The sequence below is a fragment of the Neobacillus niacini genome, assembly GCF_031457145.1.
Classification (GTDB): Bacteria; Bacillota; Bacilli; order Bacillales; family Cytobacillaceae; genus Neobacillus; species Neobacillus niacini_J.
Map to the genome: position 1 here is coordinate 376098 of NZ_JAVDVZ010000001.1, position 17333 is coordinate 393430.

Consider the following 17333-nt stretch of genomic DNA (forward strand, 5'->3'; position numbering starts at 1 on the left):
GGGATATATATGGAAATAGTCTGTGAATGGTGCGGGAATGAGGCCAAAAATAGCGAGAATAGTGTTTATTGGGAGCTTCCAGACGGTACTAGAGCTATTGAGATTACAGAAACCCCTGCAATTGTTTGCAATCAATGTAAGATGGAATATCAAACAGATGAGGTAACAAAAGAAATTGAAGACCAGTTATTTTTAGTGGATACGAAGAAAATTGGTAAAAGCATCAGCTATAAAGAATTAATGGCGCTTCCAAGGCTATTGAAAAGAAACTATTTTGATTTTTCCTCTTAAAACAAACCCCCTATCTGCTGATAGGGGGTTAATTGATTATTCGGTTTGGATCCGTTTTGCTTTTCTGGCACGAAGAAATTTTACTAGGTTTAAAACAATGGTTTTCATTACAGCGTAGAATGGAATGGCCAGCACCATCCCAAGCACCCCAGCTAGATTTCCGGCAGCTAGTAAAATAATGATAATCGTTGCTGGATGTGTGTCTAAGCTTTTTCCTAGAATAAGTGGTGATAACACATTTCCTTCAATCTGCTGTGCAATAAGTATGACAACGATGACTAATAATGCTTTGGTAGGAGATTCAAATAAAGCCACGATAACCGCTGGAGCTCCCCCAAGAATTGGACCGATATAAGGAATAATGTTGGTAAATGCTACGATTAAGGCCATGACGAGTGCAAATGGTAAATCAATAATCAGGTAGCCAATAAATGCCAGTGTTCCAACTGCTAAGGCAACGGTAACTTGTCCCTGAATATAGGCTGAAAGCGTGTCACCTGTTTCTTTTAAAATGGAAAGACCCTCTTCTCTATAAGCAGCCGGAAGAAATTTGGAAAGTGCAGTAGGAAACCTGTGACCATCTTTAAACATATAAAATAATAAAAATGGGACGGTAACAAGAACAATGGCAATATTGGTGACCACCCCTAGGATGTTTGTTATACCACCGGTAATGGTGTTTGGCAGAGTATTAGCAAATTCAATCAATCTATCCTGAACGGTCTCAAGAATATCTTTTTGTTCGTCCATAATCCATTTGAATTCCGAGGATTTGGCGATTGAGTCAAAGAAGTCCATCGTTTTATCAGCGTATACCGGCAGTTCGTTTGCTAGTGCCGTAAATTGTTTCGTAAGTGCAGGTACTAAATTTCCAATCGCAAATACACAAAGCGCTACAAACACAACATAAATAATGATAATGGATAATAGTCTCGGTACCTTTCGACGTTGAAGGAAATTAACAACAGGGTTAAGTAAAAAATATAAAAAGCCTGTAATCAGAATCGGGAAAAAGATGGTTGAAAAAAAGATACCGATTGGTTCAAATAAAAATGAAATTTTAGTTGAGACCCAAATGATGGTTAAAATTAACAGAATCTGTATTAACCAGTATTGAAATTTTCTCTTTGCCAATGTATGTACCTCTATTTCTATATATATTTGGTAAAATTATATCAATTTTATTTAATTTATACCAATGATTCTTAAGACTGGTTTTCAAATAAGACTCTGGACGTAGAAATACGCATCCGTTATAGTATCAATTAGTAAAGCCCTACTATGGAGAGAAAGGCGCTATTTTATGATTAAATCCTTTTATCACTTTTTAATGAAATTTAGGCATCCTAAACCAAAAGATGCGATTAGTGTTTTTGCCAATGAGGCATATCTGGACCACAGCTTTCCAAAAATATCTCAAGAATACAACGAAGTCAGTTCCTATCTTGAATTTAATGGTCATTATCTAGAGTCCATGACGGTATTTGATGAAGCTTGGGAGCTATATATTCATTCGGAAACAAAGCATCATTCCTAAGAATCGTCTCTTGAAAAAGAGGCGATTTTCTTTATGTCCATTGTGCGCGATGCTCAGGTTGGTGCATATACTATCGTAATCAAATTTCACGACTCATCATTGAGAGGATGGAGGATATGAAAAGAAGGAACATACCGAAGTATAAGGTCGGTGATACGGTCGTGATAACGATGTATGGTACAGTTGGGAAAATAACAGATGTCAAATTGATTGACGGTAACTATGTTTACGAAGTGAATAAAAGTGATGGTCTTTTTGTTGAATCAGGACTTCAACTTCTTTCAGAATATGAAGGGGATTTGGTGGAGCAAGAACAAATAGATATTGAATATAAATTCTTTTTCGGAGATTTAGTTCAGGTCGCCGGATATGGCCCCGATTTGTTTAAGATTGTCGGATTCCGAACAGAAATTTGGCGTTACAAAGAAGATGCATGGGAAGATGTTATCTATGAGCTTTCGAGAATCAGTGACGGGGAATGGCTAGAAGCGGGTGAAGAGGAAATGACACTCGTGGCGGACGCTGAGAGTGCGGACACGTTTATTCAAAAATTAGGACTCCTCTACTTAGTTAATAATGAAGAAAAACAGCAGGTAGCAGTTTCAAAAACACAGAACATGGTTAGAAAAGTAGAACTTGACGCAATCGAACGGAAAAAAGAAAAGAAACAACTAATCGATAATTTACTGGATATCTATAATGATTACAAAATTTTATATACTATGTTCCTCGATCAGGAGTACTACCAAGTTATGCGTGTCATTCTAAGGAAATTGAAAAGTGTCGTAAATGACGATGGCAAAAGCCATGTCTAGCGTCTACCACTTGGATATTGTCCATAATAAGTAAGTCACCAAAGGAATCCCGCCCCATTTGATTAAAAAGAATAGGCTGTCTGTAATCTTCTCAAAGGCTGTGATGATTTTTCCATCCTCACGATTTACATCATCAATAATAGCTTCAAATTTCGTTTGTAGATTTGACATACTATCACCTCATAGTTCTTTTTATTCATCCTATGCTTGTCCAAATAAAAAAAGACATATTTACTCTTTTATTTTGCTCTCTATGTTTAAGCTGCAGAATAATTACCGATTCTTCTAGAAGTAAATAGCATGAAAGAGCAGAATTCATCATACATTCTGTAAAAAGGGGGCGATGCTATGAGAGAAATTGAAGTATTTATTGATACGGAAGAAATTGCTGAATTTTTCTTTCATGAGCTGGTAAAAAGAGGATACGTTCCTACGGAAGAAGAGTTGGAAGAAATAGCGGACATTACCTTCGAGTATCTCATCGAGAAAAGTATTATCGACGAAGAAGTAGAAGATGAATAGGTAAAATATCACGATACTTTATTCATCTTTTAAATAGGTAGTAACGAAAGACGAGCATTTGATTCTGCTCGCTTTTTGTTTGTGTAATTATTTTTTACTAATTTCATTATTTGGTGAAACTTTACTATTTCTTTCCCGTATTAAGAATAGCAAAGATGAGGAGGAATGATGATGCTTAAAAAGATTTTAAAATCAATCTTAGGAAGTAAACTTCATCATCAAAAACATTCACATTCAAGTAATGCTTGGAAAAAAATGAACCACAACAAACATAAACACCATGGACATCACCACTATAAAAAGAAACATAAAAGTGGCAGTTTTTCTAGTTTCTTTAGCAGTTAATCATTTATATGTTTAAAAGGATGACATTAGTTGCTGCAAACATGATTGAAAGGCGATTTCAGCAAAATGAAATCATTTCAGAGCGCTATCTGATTATCAGCCATCTAGGTGTTGGAAGCTACGGAAATAGTTACTTAGTATTTGATCAAGTATCACAGCAAGAGAAAGTATTAAAAGCATTGCGTATCCATAAAAGAATCACGAAGTCTGGAAAAATCGGCTTTGAGTTAGAAAAAAAACTACTTAAATCATTAAAGCATCCTGGGTTTCCATACTATTACGAGGATGGCACATACAAAAGTATTCCATTTTACACAATGGAGTATATTAAAGGGAAAAACTTCGAACAGCTAATCTTTCAAGAAGGTCGAAAATATACTGAAATAGAAGCTTTTGTGATCGCCGCTGAATTACTAGAGCTCATTCGCTATTTACATGATCATCAACTTATTCATAGAGATATTCGAATCCCCAATGTCATTGCAAATGATTCAAAGATCGTTCTTATTGATTTAGGGCTTACCCGGAAATGTGATCAAGAGATTGATGAAAAGCCAAAACGGAATTTACGGAAAGAGATAAATCCCAAAGCAGATTTTTACGGTCTTGGTCATTTCTTACTGTTTTTACTTTATTCCAACTACTCGTTCCCAATCGACCAGAAAGAAAGCAGCTGGGAAGAGGAATTGAAGATATCATATCAAGCTAAGCACATTATTAGCAGGCTTTTACAAATTGAATCCAGCTATGAGAGCTGCGCACAAGTAAAGTCAGATTTTAAAAAATTATTGGAGAAATAGGGAGGAAATAATCATGGCTTTTTTTGACAAAGTATTTGCTAGTGTAGGAATTGGTTCTGCTGCAGTAGACACAAAGCTTGAGAGAGATACCTATATGCCTGGTGAAACGGTTAAAGGTGCAGTAGAAATTAGAGGTGGAAAGGTAGACCAACAAGTAGATGATATTTATTTGACATTAAATACTACCTATTTGAAAGAATCAGATGATAAAAAGTATAATGTAACAGCTACAATTGATCGTTTCCGAATTACTAGTCCATTTACGATTAGAAAAAATGAAAGAAAAGAAATTCCTTTTTCCTTCCAGCTGCCATTAGATACACCGCTCTCGATTGGTAGGTCAAAAATCTGGGTAACAACAGGATTAGATATTAAAAATGCCGTCGATCCAGGTGATAAGGACTATATTCAAGTAGTTCCAGATCAATTAATGAACGCAGTATTTAATGCTGTCGATAGTCTTGGCTTCCGTTTGCGTGAAGCCGATTGTGAACAAGCACCACACCGGTTACGTGGGCGCTTACCATTTGTTCAAGAATTTGAATATGTACCTACATCTGGACCATTTCGTGGGAAATTAGATGAACTAGAATTAGTATTCCGTCCATCCGGTACGGGCGCAATTGAATTGCTTTTACAGGTTGATCGACGTGCTCGTGGATTGGGCGGATTATTTGCAGAAGCTGCCGGAATGGACGAAACCAATGTAAGATTAACCGTAACATCTGCCGATATTCCAAACTTACAACAGCAAATTCAGAGCGTAATCCAAAGATTTTCCTAAGCGTCGACAAAGGCTCTTTTCTTAAACTTTGTTGCTGTCTTGAATAAAATTTTGTGATTGTGCTAAATTTCAGCAGAAAAATTCAATAATTTAATAAGAAAAGAGCCTGCAAACTTAAATTTTAACGCGCAAAATACCTATTTCCACGTTAAAATCGGCTTTAGGATTTTAACAACAATCATTACAACAACAGCCTCGAAAAAAAAGACGGTTTTCTTTGAAGGATTCTAGTATGTCCATCTCTAATTATTAAAGTAATAACATTTATTTATTTTAATGATTGGAGGGGATAAGATGATCAAGGCGATAACGAGAAGAACGAATATTCAATATGATGTGACAATCTTTCAAACTCCAAAGTACAGAGAATACAAAGGGTACAAACAAGTTTATCGTACCCACATTCATGCAGGAAGCCATGAAAATTGTTTGGAGAAAACGTTTAGCCTTTTTAATGTTACCGATCGAATACCATCGAATTATGAGGGAAGATTTCTTTCCACTGGAGACATCATATTAATTGATGAAGGTCGTCGCGGACAGCATTACTATCAGCTAAAGCCTGGCGGCTGGCAGCCTATTAATCGAATCCAAATAAGATAAAAATAAAACCTAAGGAGAAAATTCCTTAGGTTTATTTTTGTCCAGCGCAAGCGGCCCTAGCGGCTAGTGTCCTTCGCTCTCCGCCCTACGATAAGTCAAGCACGAATACGCCTCAGGCTCTTCGTGTTTCCTTTATCTCAGTTGGAGCGCTCCACAAGGAACGCTTCGGCAGCATAGGCTTCGCACGAAGGAAAAGCGTTAGCTTTTTCGAGGAGGCCATACGCCGCTGACCAGGGCGCTTGCGCTTTTATTTTTGCATTAGCTGTTATCGACCATTACTTTTTCGACCGCCAGCTCCTTCATTCTCTTTTGCATGGGCATTATGCTCTGCTTCAATCGCTTCAGGTGGAATATGATTATTTTTCTTTGGACGATTCGTTTGTGCTCTATGCTTTTTTCCCATAATGTATGGAACCTCCTTTGGATAATCTAAAAATAGCTTCCCACAAATAAATAAAATCATGAACTTTTTCCGTGAATGGTTTTTCAATCGAAAAAGGTTGTGATATATTGACATGTGTGGAGTAAATGACTTCACTTTAATTGATTGGAGGATTTTGATTATGAGTGTACATATTGGTGCAAAGGAAAATGATATTGCTGAAACGGTATTATTGCCTGGAGATCCACTTAGGGCTAAATATATTGCAGAAACTTTTTTAGAGGATGCAAAATGCTATAACGAAGTGAGAAATATGTTTGGTTTTACTGGGACATACAAAGGGAAAAGAATTTCTGTTCAAGGAACAGGAATGGGTGTACCTTCTATCTCTATTTATGTAAATGAATTAATGAATAGCTATAATGTCCAAAATTTAATTCGCGTCGGTACTTGTGGAGCTATACAAAAGGATGTAAAAGTTCGTGATGTCATTTTGGCAATGACGAGTTCTACAGATTCCAACATGAATCGTCTAACTTTTGGCGGGGTTGATTTTGCTCCATGTGCAAACTTCGATTTACTAAAAAAGGCATATGACGCTGGCCTAGAAAAAGGTCTTAATTTAAAAGTAGGGAATATCTTTACTGCTGACTCCTTCTATAATGACAATGCTGATTTAGAAAAATGGGCAAGGTATCAGATTCTTGCCATCGAAATGGAGACAACAGCACTATACACACTAGCTGCTAAATTTAACCGCAGAGCATTGTCGGTATTGACTGTAAGTGATCATATTTTAACAGGCGAAGAAACAACAGCGGAGGAAAGACAAATAACGTTTAACGATATGATAGAAGTTGCATTAGAAGCTGCAACTAAGAAATAGTAAAAACGACCTCTTTCATCGTGGAAAGAGGTTTTCTTATTGACCTTTTTGGTAAAAATAGATATAGTGCAAAAAGGAATAAGAAAGATAGATAGGTGAGAAAAATGATTTGGAAAAATATGTTGTTGATAGGCTTTATGACCATTCTAGTGAGCGGCTGCAGTCAAATAAATTCACTAGTAAATAAACTTCCATTCATCTCAGGTGATTCTAACAATAAGAATCAACAAACACAAGAAAAGGAATCTCAAATCAATGACCCACTTAGTTTAGAATCGATTTTTTTCAATGACATAAAAGAAGTAGATGGTAAAAATATCATCCAAAACTCTACTAATGTCATGGCATTGGTTAACAAAGAATATTTTTTGCCAGAAGATTATACGCCTGAAGATCTTGTTAAACCAGATGTTGCGTTCTCCTTTGGCGATATGGAAATGGAAAAGAGTTTATTGAGAACAGAAGCGGCTGCAGCTTTGGAGGAAATGTTCGCTGACGCTGCTAAAAATGGTATAGAACTGTATGCCGTTTCCGGATACCGGTCCTATAGCAGGCAAAAAAGTTTATTTGATGCTGAAATTAATAGAGTAGGAATAGAAAAAGCTGAGCAGGCTGTAGCCATTCCAGGTGCAAGTGAGCACCAATCAGGGTTGGCAATGGATATCTCGAGCAGGTCGAATAAATTTTATTTGAATGAAGCCTTTGCTAAAACAGCAGAAGGTAAATGGCTCAAAGATAACGCCTATCGTTTTGGCTTTATTTTAAGATATCCGAAAGAGAAAATCGACATTACCAATTATATGTACGAGCCATGGCATTTCCGCTACGTTGGAGTGAAATCTGCGACGATTATGTACGAGCATAACTGGACGTTAGAGGAATATTTTAATGAAGTAAAGAAAATGTAGATACGGCACGCCTACCATGGATGTGCCGCTTTTTATTTTATTGTTAATTTCTAATAAAAGATGTTATTCTAATCACAAAGGACAAGTTTTACATATTATTTTTTGAACAATGAAAGTGGTGAAGACTTTGGATGAACAGAATGTTGAACAAGAAAAATTTGAACATGAACATGAACATGAAACTGACAAAAAATCTGGGTATTTTCACATTAAGAAATTTCATTTTATATTAATTTTGTTTTTCCTTGTATTACTATCTACCGGAATAACAGGGTTTGCCCTATCTTTCGGCGAAGAAAAAGTCATTACAGTGGGTACCGAAAGATCAGAATTTGATAAGCTTTACTCTGCCTATGATACGTTGAAGAGCGGATATTTTGAGGAACTCGACCAGAAAAAGCTTATCAATGGGGCTATTGATGGTATGGTGAAAGCCCTTGATGATCCTTATACAGACTATATGAGTGTGGAAGAAGCAGAACAATTCCATAGCTCGATTGATGCTTCTTTCCAAGGTATTGGTGCTGAAATCCAAGAAAAAGACGGACATATTATGATTGTTTCACCAATAAAAGGAGCACCTGCTGAAAAAGCTGGATTGAAACCGAACGATATCATTACCATGGTTGATGGAAAAAGTCTGCAGGGGATGACCTCGACGCAAGCAGTAGCGATCATCCGCGGTAAAAAAGGAACAAAGGTGGAACTGACCATCCAACGACCAGGAACTGCCGCTCCGGTAAAGGTTCCCATTATCCGAGACAATATCCCTATTGAAACCGTTTATGGTGAAATGGTTGAAGATGGTATTGCTAAGGTTCAAATTACAAGTTTCTCCAAAAATACATCGAAGGAGCTTGTTGAAAAGTTAAACGAATTGCAGAAACAGGGAATGAAAGGATTAGTACTTGATTTACGCCAAAACCCGGGTGGATTATTAGACGAAGCCATTAGCATTTCCAGTATGTTTGTTCCAAAAGGGAAACTGATCTTAAAAGTAGAGGACCGCAACGGTAAGACGGAAGAATATCCTTCTCAAAATGATGGCGATCCCGATTTCCCTTTGGTTGTGTTAATAGATAAAGGCAGTGCAAGTGCTTCTGAAATTCTTGCAGGCGCAGTAAGTGAATCCGCAGGAGTTAAGCTTGTAGGTGAAAATAGCTTTGGAAAAGGAACTGTCCAAACGGCCAAGGATTTTCCTGATAACTCAAATATTAAATTTACAACGGCAAAATGGTTGACACCGAATGGGAATTGGATTCATAAAAAAGGCATAAAGCCGGATTTTGAAGTCCCGCTTCCTGAATATGCTTCATTACCAATCATAAATCCCGACAAGGAGTTAAAGCTGTCAAGCTCATCAACCGAGGTAGAATCTGCACAGAAAATGTTAAAAGCAATCGGCTATGACCCAGGGCGTGAAGACGGATTCTTTGATGAGAAAACACAGGAGGCAGTTATTAGTTTTCAAACAGCTAATAATCTTCCTGCTGACGGAGTATTAAAAGGCGATTCCACTTTTAAATTAATGGAAAAACTCAGAGAGCAGATACAAAATAACGATACCCAGCTCCAAAAAGCAATTGAAGTATTAAAAGAAGAAATGAAATAAAGAAGAAGCCTGAACCATTGCGGTTCAGGCTTCTTCTTTATTAATCAGGAAGGATATCTAATAATTGCCGAATTCTTTCCTTTTTGCGTTCTATTAATTCTGCAATAAAATGGGCATATTCATTATCCTTTTGTGTGGATAGTTCTTCGTATAACTCCTTTAATTGGTCAAGGTGCTCTTTTAGGGTGTATTCATTCACGCCAGACCCTCCTGACTGAACCTTGCGTAAAATCATTTCAACAAGCCTATCATTCGTTGCTTCGAGCGATTTGGTTCCTTGACGTACATAAATGGCACCATAACGAAGTTCATTGCGTTGAATAACAGAAGTATAAGGTACATATTTTGGATCATATTCAATGATGAGTACTTGAAACCTTTTATTGCTTAAGGTTTGCTGGTTCTCACTGTATTGAAAATCTTCCGTACGGTATTTTAAGTATTTTGGCAGTAAATTTGCAAGTTTATTGTCAATATCAGCTTTATCTAAAAAGTCATCTTCGTTTAGACCAGTTAGGGATATCGCTCCCTCATCAGTTTGACTAACACCAACAATAATACAGCCTCCACCCGAATTAGCGATAGCAAGGACATGCTTGGCCATCTTAGAGAATTCCGTCCATTTTGTTTTAAAATCCAGAAAATCTGTTTCACCCGTATTATGAAGAAGAAGGTCTTTTAAGGATTCATGTGAAGGGTTTTTAATGAAATGAAGAAGACTTTTTGGGTAGACATACTCATAGATCATGAGAAAGGTCCTTTCTGAATATTCTTTTTACTATTATTATAAGCCGATTCTATCTAGTTGATAGCCCAATTTCCTATATAATAAAAGAAATATCAGATGAAAATGAGGGAAGTAGATGAACAGTACAGAGGTTTATATATTATCCGGATTTCTAGGAAGCGGAAAAACAACCCTATTGAAAACATTACTCGAAAATGAGCGGTTCTTAGGGAGAAAAACAGCGGTGATGATGAATGAGCTTGGGAAGGTATCGATTGATTCTGAAGTCGCTCGTGATGAGGATGTTGCATTAAAGGAACTATTAGGAGGCTGTATCTGCTGTTCCATTCAGGACAAGCTTGAGGGACAGCTGCAGGGTCTATTGTTAAATGAAAAACCTGAGGTTATTTATATCGAAACCACTGGCGCAGCACACCCTGTTGAAGTCCTAGACGCCATATTATCACCGTTATTTGCTGATCAATTTACAATCAAAGGAATTGTAACAACAGTAGATGGATTAAGATGGAGGGATAGAAAGGCGCTAAGCCCACAGCTGCAGCAATTACTGCTTGAGCAGGTTAGACACGCTGACTTCATTCTTGTTAATAAAATGGATGAGCTGTCAGAATCTGAACAGTCGAAGATTATTTTTGAAATACAAGCAATCAATCCTAAAGCCCGCTGTTTGTTAACGAATTATTCTCAGGTGTCCATCGATGAATTGAGAAAACTAACCCTATCATATGCAAAACAAACAAGCGCAACAGCATTTACTCAACAAGCTCTTAATTTAACTACCTTTGTCTATCAATTCCAGGAGCCAGTCAGCCATTCTGGGTTTGAGGATTTCTTGAGGGTTTTACCAGAGACCATTTACCGAGTCAAAGGCTATATAAAATTTGATTATTCATCCAAACCCTATCTCTTCCAATACTCTTATGGAATGCCTTTTTATATGAAGGAAGAGATGAATTTACCCTTAAATCTAGTGTTTATTGGCGAAAATATCAATTGGTCAGAGATAGAAGAAAAGCTTAAAAAGCTAGAAATGGAATTCAAAAACCAAAAAGAAAATGAATGAACATTTCTTCTTCAGGTAACTCTTTTAATGTAGTTATTTTTACATGGTAAAGGGGGATTAGATGAAGAAGAAAGCAGTTTTATTTATGGTTATTCTTTTCCTCCTAAATGGACAGGGGATTCAAGCTGCAACCAATATTAGTTACAAAATTGAAATGCTGCCATGGGAAGAAGTTAATAAAGTTTTGCCGAAGTATTCAAAGTTTACTGTTCTAGATATTGAAACAGGGAAAAGGTTCAAAGTTCAAAGGCGTGCGGGAAGTCATCATGCCGATGTTCAGCCATTGACTTCAAAGGATACCAAGATTATGAAAAAAATCTACGGTGGAAAATGGAGCTGGAAACGCCGGGCTATCGTCGTGATTAGTGAAGACCAATGGGTTGCTGGCTCGATGCACGGAATGCCACATGGAGGAGGGGCATTAAAGAATAATTTTCCTGGGCATTTTTGTATCCATTTTTATGGAAGCACAACGCATCGCACAAATTCAATGGACCTTTCCCATATGCTAATGATTTATAAGGCTTCTGGAAGGCTGGAAGAATACTTGAGCAAAGCATCACCCTATGAGACAGTAGAAGCGTATATCGCTGGTTTCAAGCAGCAGGATGCCTATATTTCATCAAAAATCTCCTTACAGAAGAAAAAATGGAATCCGATTTTAGGAAAAGTAGAAAATGTTAGAATCACAAGGATGCCGATTTTACCTGCTGAGGATTTAACACAGGAAATAAGTATAGAGGTACCCATTGAAATTGATTGGTTTATTAAAAATAGGGGAGGACAAAGCTATAAGGGTAAAATTCATTTAATCCGTTTTTCAACCATGGATGCCTGGAAGGTGGACTCTGACTTGTTTTTAAAAGAGAATGACCTTTGAAAAATGAAAAAACACCTTGATGAAAGGTGTTTTTCTGTTATACCTGTTCCCCAAATTTAATAAAGGTAAGTTCGTCTTCAATTAAGCCGCAGACACCACATTGAATTCGATAATCGGGACCATTATATGGAATGTGAAAGGGTTCTAAATCATTTTCGCCGTATTCTCTAACAACTTCACCGGATTGAGGGTCAAGTTTTACAGATTGGGAAACTTGTTGAATAACATTAAAACGGCTTCGATTTGTTTTGCAATTAGGACATTTATATGGGGTTGTCATAGGTTACTCCTTTCAAGGTAATGTTAAAATCTATTTTTTGCAATAATGTTGGAAAGTATGTAACAATGCAAGTGAGGAGGGTCGAACATGAAAAAATTATTATTCGTAAGTCTATCTATTCTATTAATTTTGGTTATCAGTGCCTGCAATAGTACCAGCAAGCACAATGACAATGCGGGGGAGGAATTACCTGAGTTTGTGGAGGTAGAATTGACGATAAGTCCTGAGACTGGACAAGTTAATGAACCAATAAGCATAGAAGCGAAGATAACACAGGGAGACGAAAATGTGGAGGATGCTGATAAAGTAACCTTTGAAATTTGGCGTTCCAAGGATGAAAAGCATGAAAAAATTGATGTTACCCATGCTGAAGATGGGATCTATCGGTTAGAAAAGTCTTTTCAGCAAGAAGGAACTTACTACATAATCTCTCATGTAACCGCTCGAGACATGCACAATATGCCTAAAAAAGAATTCATCATTGGTACGGCAAGTGAACCAGAGGATCCAAAAGATATGAAGGATTCAATGGAAATGGAAGGGCATTAAACAAAAATGACAGCCTCTTCGAGAAGGCTGTCTTTTATATTTCTGTCACGTCTATTTGGGAATACTGAATGTCATATGATTTAATTAGTTTAATTTCAAGGATTCCATCTTTATATTTTGCAGATGACCCTTTCTTTTTTACCATTGCTGGAAGGGTGATAGAATGCTTATGGTCTTTCTCCGGAATATGTTCAATCATCAACTGATTCGGCGTATGATAAATCCTCAGTTCCTTCAGCATTGCCTCATCCTTAATCGGTATTCTAACAAATACAGAATCATGTGTTTCAAACGCAGTTGAATTCAATGTATTTGCCTGCTGAGTGGGCTCTCGGCGATGATGATTCATCTTGTCTTGAGAATTCATGGAACCCCATCCTGATTGAGAAGACATTACATTTCCCATTATGCCTTTAATAAATTGGTCGATTTCATCTGGCTTCATATGCTGCAGCTTATTCTTCATATCTTTATTAAAAGGGAATAGATTCCACGGGAACATAACTTCCCCACCTTTTCAGTAAACTCTCTGGGCATTTATACCTCATTCTATGCAAAACTGGTTCTAAGCGTTATAAATATCAAAAAAACAAATACATTTAAATACATAAAGAAAACCTAATTGAGAGGTAATGGCCCTTGAAGAAAAAAACGGCTTTAATTACTGGGGGAGCGACTGGTTTAGGGAAGAAAACTGCTTGTCAGCTTGCAGAAAAAGGTTATCAGCTAGCGATTAATTACCGAAACAGTAATAAAGAAGCTATTCTTTTAGCTAAGGAGCTTGAAACAAAATTCGGGAATAAAATCATTTGTATTCAAGGGGATGTGGCAGATCAAGTTAATTGTACAAAGATTGTTGAAACGGTTTTTTCAGAATTCGCCTCCATTGATGTTGTGATTCATAATGCAGGTCCATATATACATGAAAGAAAAAAAATAACAGATTATTCGATAGAGGAATGGAATTATTTAATCAATGGGAATTTAAATGCAGTTTTTTATTTATCAAAAGCCATTATCCCAAGCATGCGAAAACAAAAATGGGGAAGAATCATAACGTTGGGTTTTGATAGAGTTGAAACCACTCCGGGCTGGGTTTATCGGTCTGCATTTGCCGCAGCGAAAACGGGTCTGGCTTCACTGACAAGAACCATTGCTATCGAGGAAGCAGCAAATGGAATCACCGCTAATATGGTATGCCCTGGAGATATCATCTCTCATTGGAAGGAGAAAGGGATTGAGGAAGCCATCCTTAGTGACAGCGTGCCAGTGGGAAGACAAGGGACGGGAGAGGATATTTCAAGAGTCATTTCCTTTCTTATTGATGAAAAATCTGACTTTATTACTGGTAGTATCATTCCGGTAACAGGAGGGATGGATGTTCTCGGTAAGGCGTATTCTCAAGCAAGATTGCCAGAAAAATAATCTGTCTTTCCTTTTACAAATTTTTCGAACTATTTGATTTTGAAGAATGAATTGTGTTCCTTTTGTAGATAATAGTTGTAGCACATCTATGAAAGGAGCAAAAAAGATGAGTTTTAACATGAACCGAATTAATCCCAACCAAACTCAAGTATTTTTTCATGATGGTCGTTTTGAAACATTAACAAATGAGGAATTAGAAGAATTTTTGCTCCATATGGGTATTCGTGAGGTTAATTCAGGAATGGAACAGGATATAACGGATTAATAAATTTCTTTTAATACAAAAAAGCAATCGGCCATAAGCCGGTTGCTTTTATGCTTCTAATAGATGAGAAGGTTCTTCTTGAGGAGCACCATTTCTCATCAAGTAGAATGAGTATTGGTCTTTTGGAATTTCATATAAATCGTAAACTTCACCATTAGCATTCAACTGCTCGTAAAGTGATTTTCTTGTTTCATTTGCTTTCACTACATAAGGGAGTTTTTCTGCAGCCTTAATAGACCTGATATTCACTTTACGAATCCTCATAAAGATCGTTTCAATTCCCATATTGTAAAAAACCTCTTGAAAAAAAGCGTCTTTTGCAGGACTGTTGTAGCCTTTTCCATGATAGGGCTTGCCAAGCCAGGTTCCTAAAAATCCAGCTTGATCTTCAATATCAAAAAGATTAATGGTGCCAATTGGGTTACCCCATTCATCAAGAATCGTCCGTGAAATACATTCACCGCGTTCTTCAGCTTCAATTGTCTGTTTGGTCATAAATATGAATTCTTCATAAGAAGCGCATTTTTGACGCACAAAAGGAAAGACATCTGGATGCGACATTAATTCAAATAATACATGGCTGTCATGAAGATCTCGTTTCTTAAGCATTGAATTTCCCTCCATTGGGTAATCCGATCCCATGTCTAAAGAAGCGGCCCACCCTCGAAATTTTTTATTCAGATAAACTAAAAAATTTCGGGGTGGGAATCGAACCCACTAGAACCAGGTATTACTGGTGGCGCACCATTTGCCTTCCCTATATCATTTTTTTTGTTGATGAAAATAAATGTGATTTACCCCCTAGATTTTTAGGCCATTTCGGTTTCACTTTAAGTATCATACTAAAAAAAATAAAAAAAATAAATAGGTTTTTTGTTAACTTTTTGTAATTATTTATTAGCAAATTTCAACAAATTTCTACTATTCCGAGAAAACGATTTCACCGCCAATCATCGTCCATTTTGGTTTTGCCAAATAATGAAAAGGATGGTGACTCCATAGCACTAAATCCGCATCCTTTCCTGGTTCAATACTTCCTAATTTATCATCTAGTCTAAGGTTCCTAGCTGGAAGAATGGTGATTCCTTCTAATGCTTTTTCCTCGGAGAGGCCTTCTCGTACCGCAATACCTGCACATATATTTAAATATTGAATGGGGGTGTACGGATGATCGGTGGTAATGGATACTTCGACACCGTTATTAGTAAGCTCTTGATAGGTTTTCCAAGTCTTATTTTTTAGTTCAATTTTTGATCTTCGGGTTAAAGTCGGACCAACAGAAACTTTTAAATTCATCCCTGCTAATTCACTGGCAATTAAATGCCCTTCGGTACAGTGTTCAATTCTTAAATCAAGGTTAAATTCCTCGGCAAGTCGTAAGGCAGTTATTATGTCGTCAGCACGGTGAGCGTGAATTCTGACAGGAATTTCTCTCTTTAAAGCCATCACAAGTGGAGCTACTCTTAAATCTTCTGGGTTATCTGTATGAAAGGCTTTATAAAACGCCTCCCTCAGCATTCCCATGATCCCCATTCTGGTAATCGAGTCATTATTGCCCTGACTGTGAATTCTTTTCGGATTTTCTCCTAAAGCAAGCTTCAAGCCGGCAATTTCCTGGACAATCATTTTTTTTACGTTTTTACCGGTTGTTTTGATAACGGAAGTGGTGCCGCCAATAACATTCGAACTTCCAGGCATGACATGTGCTGTTGTGATTCCGCTTTTAATCGCATCGGTAAAAGCTGGATCTAATGGATAAACACCATCAATCGCTCTGATATGTGGTGTCATTGCTTCGGCTGTCTCATTTGCGTCATTACCAGCCCATCCCGTACCTTCGTCATATAGACCAAGGTGAGTATGAACATCTATAAACCCGGGTAAAAGATAGAGATTTTTACAGTCAATGACATTGTCATTTGAAATAATCTCAAGATTGTTTCCTACACTTATTATTTTTCCATTTTCAATCAAGACATCGCCGTTTGGAATGGGTCCTGAGGTAATGGGATAAATCATTGCATTTTTTAAAAGTATTTTCATGATAATTAAACCTTTCTGCACACTGATAATAGTATTTTTACTATTTTATCAACTGGACTAGTGATGTGATAGTGGAAAATACGTGATTATTGCAAAAATAATGAAACCTTTTGGTGATATTGGCGTAAGTATTAGGGAAAGATAGAAAAACTTTTTTGTTGGGGGAATCAAAAATGATAAAAAGCGAAGAAAGAATGCTTGCGGCAATTCTCTATGTTGTTAGTCTTTTTTTCCCAATTATCGGACCACTTGTTATTTGGTTATTAAAGAAGGATGAGTCATCATTTATCAATTATCATGGAAAAGAATATTTTAACTTTTTCATTTCTTACACGGTTTATTCGGTAATAAGCGGGATATTAATTTTCCTCATTGTCGGTATTTTCCTATTATGGATTTTGGGAATTATGGCATTGGTTTTTACAATCATCGCAGCTGTGAAAGCTTATGAAGGATCTGAATATCGCTTCCCATTAGTTTTCAGAGTAATTAAATAATATCAATAATCAACTACCCAGCAAAAATAAATTTGCTGGGTTTTGAACGTTTTTCTAGTTCAAACGTCATATCTATATATAAACATTAAAAGGGGGAA

Annotated in this window: 25 protein-coding genes; 17 read left to right on the forward strand and 8 right to left on the reverse strand. The window is 36.9% G+C overall.

The genetic code is table 11. The features are described 5' to 3' along the window. The first annotated feature begins 9 nt into the window (after nt 1–9). Complete coding sequence (locus J2Y03_RS02015) at nt 10–291, forward strand: YokU family protein (protein ID WP_132089127.1); 282 nt, start codon at nt 10–12, stop codon at nt 289–291. Between the two features lie 36 nt (nt 292–327). Here J2Y03_RS02015 and J2Y03_RS02020 read toward each other — a convergent pair whose 3' ends face one another. Continuing rightward, complete coding sequence (locus tag J2Y03_RS02020; RefSeq protein ID WP_132089124.1) at nt 328–1425, reverse strand: AI-2E family transporter; 1098 nt, start codon at nt 1423–1425, stop codon at nt 328–330. A gap of 172 nt (nt 1426–1597) precedes the next feature. Between J2Y03_RS02020 and J2Y03_RS02025 the strand changes: the two genes are divergently transcribed. Next, nucleotides 1598–1828: a YozE family protein gene (locus J2Y03_RS02025; protein ID WP_207909415.1), complete on the forward strand. Its 231-nt coding sequence runs from the start codon at nt 1598–1600 to the stop codon at nt 1826–1828. A gap of 116 nt (nt 1829–1944) precedes the next feature. Further along, nucleotides 1945–2643: a hypothetical protein gene (locus J2Y03_RS02030; protein WP_396954154.1), complete on the forward strand. Its 699-nt coding sequence runs from the start codon at nt 1945–1947 to the stop codon at nt 2641–2643. Between the two features lie 3 nt (nt 2644–2646). Here the strand turns inward: J2Y03_RS02030 and J2Y03_RS02035 are convergent, their stop codons facing one another. After that, the gene (locus J2Y03_RS02035) at nt 2647–2814 is read right to left on the reverse strand and encodes a hypothetical protein (RefSeq protein WP_165903180.1); all 168 of its coding nucleotides are present in this window, start codon (nt 2812–2814) and stop codon (nt 2647–2649) included. Between the two features lie 177 nt (nt 2815–2991). Between J2Y03_RS02035 and J2Y03_RS02040 the strand changes: the two genes are divergently transcribed. The 5 genes from J2Y03_RS02040 to J2Y03_RS02060 all read left to right on the forward strand — a co-directional run bounded on the left by J2Y03_RS02040 (nt 2992) and on the right by J2Y03_RS02060 (nt 5697). Further along, a complete protein-coding gene (locus J2Y03_RS02040; RefSeq protein ID WP_081954691.1) occupies nt 2992–3165 on the forward strand; it encodes a YozD family protein in 174 nt (57 codons plus the stop codon). Nucleotides 3166–3336: 171 nt separating this feature from the next. Further along, nucleotides 3337–3510 carry a hypothetical protein gene (locus J2Y03_RS02045; protein WP_165903179.1) on the forward strand — a complete coding sequence of 58 codons (174 nt, stop codon included), beginning with the start codon at nt 3337–3339 and terminating at the stop codon, nt 3508–3510. A gap of 8 nt (nt 3511–3518) precedes the next feature. After that, complete coding sequence (locus tag J2Y03_RS02050; RefSeq protein ID WP_310190196.1) at nt 3519–4310, forward strand: protein kinase domain-containing protein; 792 nt, start codon at nt 3519–3521, stop codon at nt 4308–4310. A 13-nt stretch (nt 4311–4323) separates the two neighbouring features. After that, nucleotides 4324–5094: a sporulation protein gene (locus tag J2Y03_RS02055; RefSeq protein ID WP_132094559.1), complete on the forward strand. Its 771-nt coding sequence runs from the start codon at nt 4324–4326 to the stop codon at nt 5092–5094. A 294-nt stretch (nt 5095–5388) separates the two neighbouring features. Continuing rightward, a complete protein-coding gene (locus J2Y03_RS02060; protein ID WP_132094557.1) occupies nt 5389–5697 on the forward strand; it encodes a YodL domain-containing protein in 309 nt (102 codons plus the stop codon). 265 nt (nt 5698–5962) lie between these two features. On the opposite strand, the gene J2Y03_RS02065 is transcribed toward J2Y03_RS02060, so the two are convergent. Then, nucleotides 5963–6100: a hypothetical protein gene (locus tag J2Y03_RS02065; RefSeq protein WP_310190200.1), complete on the reverse strand. Its 138-nt coding sequence runs from the start codon at nt 6098–6100 to the stop codon at nt 5963–5965. Between the two features lie 160 nt (nt 6101–6260). Here J2Y03_RS02065 and deoD point away from each other — a divergent pair, with 160 nt between their 5' ends. From deoD to J2Y03_RS02080, 3 genes are all read left to right on the forward strand, one after another. Then, complete coding sequence (deoD, locus tag J2Y03_RS02070; RefSeq protein ID WP_310190201.1) at nt 6261–6965, forward strand: purine-nucleoside phosphorylase; 705 nt, start codon at nt 6261–6263, stop codon at nt 6963–6965. A 104-nt stretch (nt 6966–7069) separates the two neighbouring features. Further along, nucleotides 7070–7873 carry a D-alanyl-D-alanine carboxypeptidase family protein gene (locus J2Y03_RS02075; RefSeq protein ID WP_396954155.1) on the forward strand — a complete coding sequence of 268 codons (804 nt, stop codon included), beginning with the start codon at nt 7070–7072 and terminating at the stop codon, nt 7871–7873. Nucleotides 7874–7982: 109 nt separating this feature from the next. Next, nucleotides 7983–9485, forward strand: a complete 1503-nt coding sequence (locus tag J2Y03_RS02080; RefSeq protein ID WP_310190204.1) for a lmo1851 family serine protease — start codon at nt 7983–7985, stop codon at nt 9483–9485. A gap of 40 nt (nt 9486–9525) precedes the next feature. Here the strand turns inward: J2Y03_RS02080 and J2Y03_RS02085 are convergent, their stop codons facing one another. After that, on the reverse strand, nt 9526–10233 hold the full coding sequence (locus tag J2Y03_RS02085; RefSeq protein ID WP_310190206.1) for an AlbA family DNA-binding domain-containing protein: 708 nt from the start codon (nt 10231–10233) through the stop codon (nt 9526–9528). A gap of 115 nt (nt 10234–10348) precedes the next feature. On the opposite strand from J2Y03_RS02085, the gene J2Y03_RS02090 reads away from it, so the two are divergent. Together J2Y03_RS02090 and J2Y03_RS02095 are read left to right on the forward strand one after the other, a co-directional pair. Continuing rightward, on the forward strand, nt 10349–11296 hold the full coding sequence (locus tag J2Y03_RS02090) for a CobW family GTP-binding protein (RefSeq protein WP_310190207.1): 948 nt from the start codon (nt 10349–10351) through the stop codon (nt 11294–11296). A 61-nt stretch (nt 11297–11357) separates the two neighbouring features. Next, on the forward strand, nt 11358–12176 hold the full coding sequence (locus J2Y03_RS02095) for a hypothetical protein (protein WP_310190212.1): 819 nt from the start codon (nt 11358–11360) through the stop codon (nt 12174–12176). A gap of 37 nt (nt 12177–12213) precedes the next feature. Here J2Y03_RS02095 and J2Y03_RS02100 read toward each other — a convergent pair whose 3' ends face one another. Continuing rightward, the gene (locus tag J2Y03_RS02100) at nt 12214–12456 is read right to left on the reverse strand and encodes a DNA alkylation repair protein (protein ID WP_310190214.1); all 243 of its coding nucleotides are present in this window, start codon (nt 12454–12456) and stop codon (nt 12214–12216) included. A gap of 87 nt (nt 12457–12543) precedes the next feature. Here J2Y03_RS02100 and J2Y03_RS02105 point away from each other — a divergent pair, with 87 nt between their 5' ends. Then, nucleotides 12544–13005: a FixH family protein gene (locus J2Y03_RS02105; RefSeq protein WP_310190217.1), complete on the forward strand. Its 462-nt coding sequence runs from the start codon at nt 12544–12546 to the stop codon at nt 13003–13005. A 34-nt stretch (nt 13006–13039) separates the two neighbouring features. On the opposite strand, the gene J2Y03_RS02110 is transcribed toward J2Y03_RS02105, so the two are convergent. Further along, nucleotides 13040–13507, reverse strand: a complete 468-nt coding sequence (locus J2Y03_RS02110) for an Hsp20/alpha crystallin family protein (RefSeq protein WP_310190220.1) — start codon at nt 13505–13507, stop codon at nt 13040–13042. Between the two features lie 137 nt (nt 13508–13644). Here J2Y03_RS02110 and J2Y03_RS02115 point away from each other — a divergent pair, with 137 nt between their 5' ends. Both J2Y03_RS02115 and J2Y03_RS02120 read left to right on the forward strand, forming a co-directional pair. Continuing rightward, a complete protein-coding gene (locus J2Y03_RS02115) occupies nt 13645–14430 on the forward strand; it encodes an SDR family oxidoreductase (protein ID WP_310190223.1) in 786 nt (261 codons plus the stop codon). 106 nt (nt 14431–14536) lie between these two features. After that, nucleotides 14537–14695 carry a hypothetical protein gene (locus J2Y03_RS02120; RefSeq protein ID WP_165903176.1) on the forward strand — a complete coding sequence of 53 codons (159 nt, stop codon included), beginning with the start codon at nt 14537–14539 and terminating at the stop codon, nt 14693–14695. Between the two features lie 48 nt (nt 14696–14743). Here the strand turns inward: J2Y03_RS02120 and J2Y03_RS02125 are convergent, their stop codons facing one another. Next, complete coding sequence (locus J2Y03_RS02125; RefSeq protein ID WP_310190226.1) at nt 14744–15304, reverse strand: GNAT family N-acetyltransferase; 561 nt, start codon at nt 15302–15304, stop codon at nt 14744–14746. A 312-nt stretch (nt 15305–15616) separates the two neighbouring features. Beyond that, complete coding sequence (locus tag J2Y03_RS02130; protein ID WP_310191315.1) at nt 15617–16741, reverse strand: amidohydrolase; 1125 nt, start codon at nt 16739–16741, stop codon at nt 15617–15619. A 170-nt stretch (nt 16742–16911) separates the two neighbouring features. Here J2Y03_RS02130 and J2Y03_RS02135 point away from each other — a divergent pair, with 170 nt between their 5' ends. Further along, nucleotides 16912–17235 carry a DUF4870 domain-containing protein gene (locus J2Y03_RS02135; RefSeq protein WP_310190229.1) on the forward strand — a complete coding sequence of 108 codons (324 nt, stop codon included), beginning with the start codon at nt 16912–16914 and terminating at the stop codon, nt 17233–17235. Nucleotides 17236–17333: the final 98 nt, after the last annotated feature.

Excerpts from the sequence above, each read along its gene's own strand:
- J2Y03_RS02125 (WP_310190226.1), bottom strand. The coding sequence starts at position 15,304 with ATGCTTAAGAAACGAGATCTTCATGACAGCCATGTATTATTTGAATTA.
- J2Y03_RS02110 (WP_310190220.1), bottom strand. The coding sequence starts at position 13,507 with ATGTTCCCGTGGAATCTATTCCCTTTTAATAAAGATATGAAGAATAAG.
- J2Y03_RS02060 (WP_132094557.1), top strand. The coding sequence starts at position 5,389 with ATGATCAAGGCGATAACGAGAAGAACGAATATTCAATATGATGTGACA.
- J2Y03_RS02135 (WP_310190229.1), top strand. The coding sequence starts at position 16,912 with ATGATAAAAAGCGAAGAAAGAATGCTTGCGGCAATTCTCTATGTTGTT.
- J2Y03_RS02095 (WP_310190212.1), top strand. The coding sequence starts at position 11,358 with ATGAAGAAGAAAGCAGTTTTATTTATGGTTATTCTTTTCCTCCTAAAT.
- J2Y03_RS02050 (WP_310190196.1), top strand. The coding sequence starts at position 3,519 with ATGTTTAAAAGGATGACATTAGTTGCTGCAAACATGATTGAAAGGCGA.
- J2Y03_RS02075 (WP_396954155.1), top strand. The coding sequence starts at position 7,070 with ATGATTTGGAAAAATATGTTGTTGATAGGCTTTATGACCATTCTAGTG.
- J2Y03_RS02080 (WP_310190204.1), top strand. The coding sequence starts at position 7,983 with ATGAAAGTGGTGAAGACTTTGGATGAACAGAATGTTGAACAAGAAAAA.
- J2Y03_RS02090 (WP_310190207.1), top strand. The coding sequence starts at position 10,349 with ATGAACAGTACAGAGGTTTATATATTATCCGGATTTCTAGGAAGCGGA.
- J2Y03_RS02085 (WP_310190206.1), bottom strand. The coding sequence starts at position 10,233 with ATGATCTATGAGTATGTCTACCCAAAAAGTCTTCTTCATTTCATTAAA.
- J2Y03_RS02055 (WP_132094559.1), top strand. The coding sequence starts at position 4,324 with ATGGCTTTTTTTGACAAAGTATTTGCTAGTGTAGGAATTGGTTCTGCT.
- J2Y03_RS02035 (WP_165903180.1), bottom strand. The coding sequence starts at position 2,814 with ATGTCAAATCTACAAACGAAATTTGAAGCTATTATTGATGATGTAAAT.
- J2Y03_RS02030 (WP_396954154.1), top strand. The coding sequence starts at position 1,945 with ATGAAAAGAAGGAACATACCGAAGTATAAGGTCGGTGATACGGTCGTG.
- J2Y03_RS02015 (WP_132089127.1), top strand. The coding sequence starts at position 10 with ATGGAAATAGTCTGTGAATGGTGCGGGAATGAGGCCAAAAATAGCGAG.
- J2Y03_RS02100 (WP_310190214.1), bottom strand. The coding sequence starts at position 12,456 with ATGACAACCCCATATAAATGTCCTAATTGCAAAACAAATCGAAGCCGT.
- J2Y03_RS02120 (WP_165903176.1), top strand. The coding sequence starts at position 14,537 with ATGAGTTTTAACATGAACCGAATTAATCCCAACCAAACTCAAGTATTT.
- J2Y03_RS02040 (WP_081954691.1), top strand. The coding sequence starts at position 2,992 with ATGAGAGAAATTGAAGTATTTATTGATACGGAAGAAATTGCTGAATTT.
- J2Y03_RS02065 (WP_310190200.1), bottom strand. The coding sequence starts at position 6,100 with ATGGGAAAAAAGCATAGAGCACAAACGAATCGTCCAAAGAAAAATAAT.
- J2Y03_RS02045 (WP_165903179.1), top strand. The coding sequence starts at position 3,337 with ATGCTTAAAAAGATTTTAAAATCAATCTTAGGAAGTAAACTTCATCAT.
- J2Y03_RS02105 (WP_310190217.1), top strand. The coding sequence starts at position 12,544 with ATGAAAAAATTATTATTCGTAAGTCTATCTATTCTATTAATTTTGGTT.
- deoD (WP_310190201.1), top strand. The coding sequence starts at position 6,261 with ATGAGTGTACATATTGGTGCAAAGGAAAATGATATTGCTGAAACGGTA.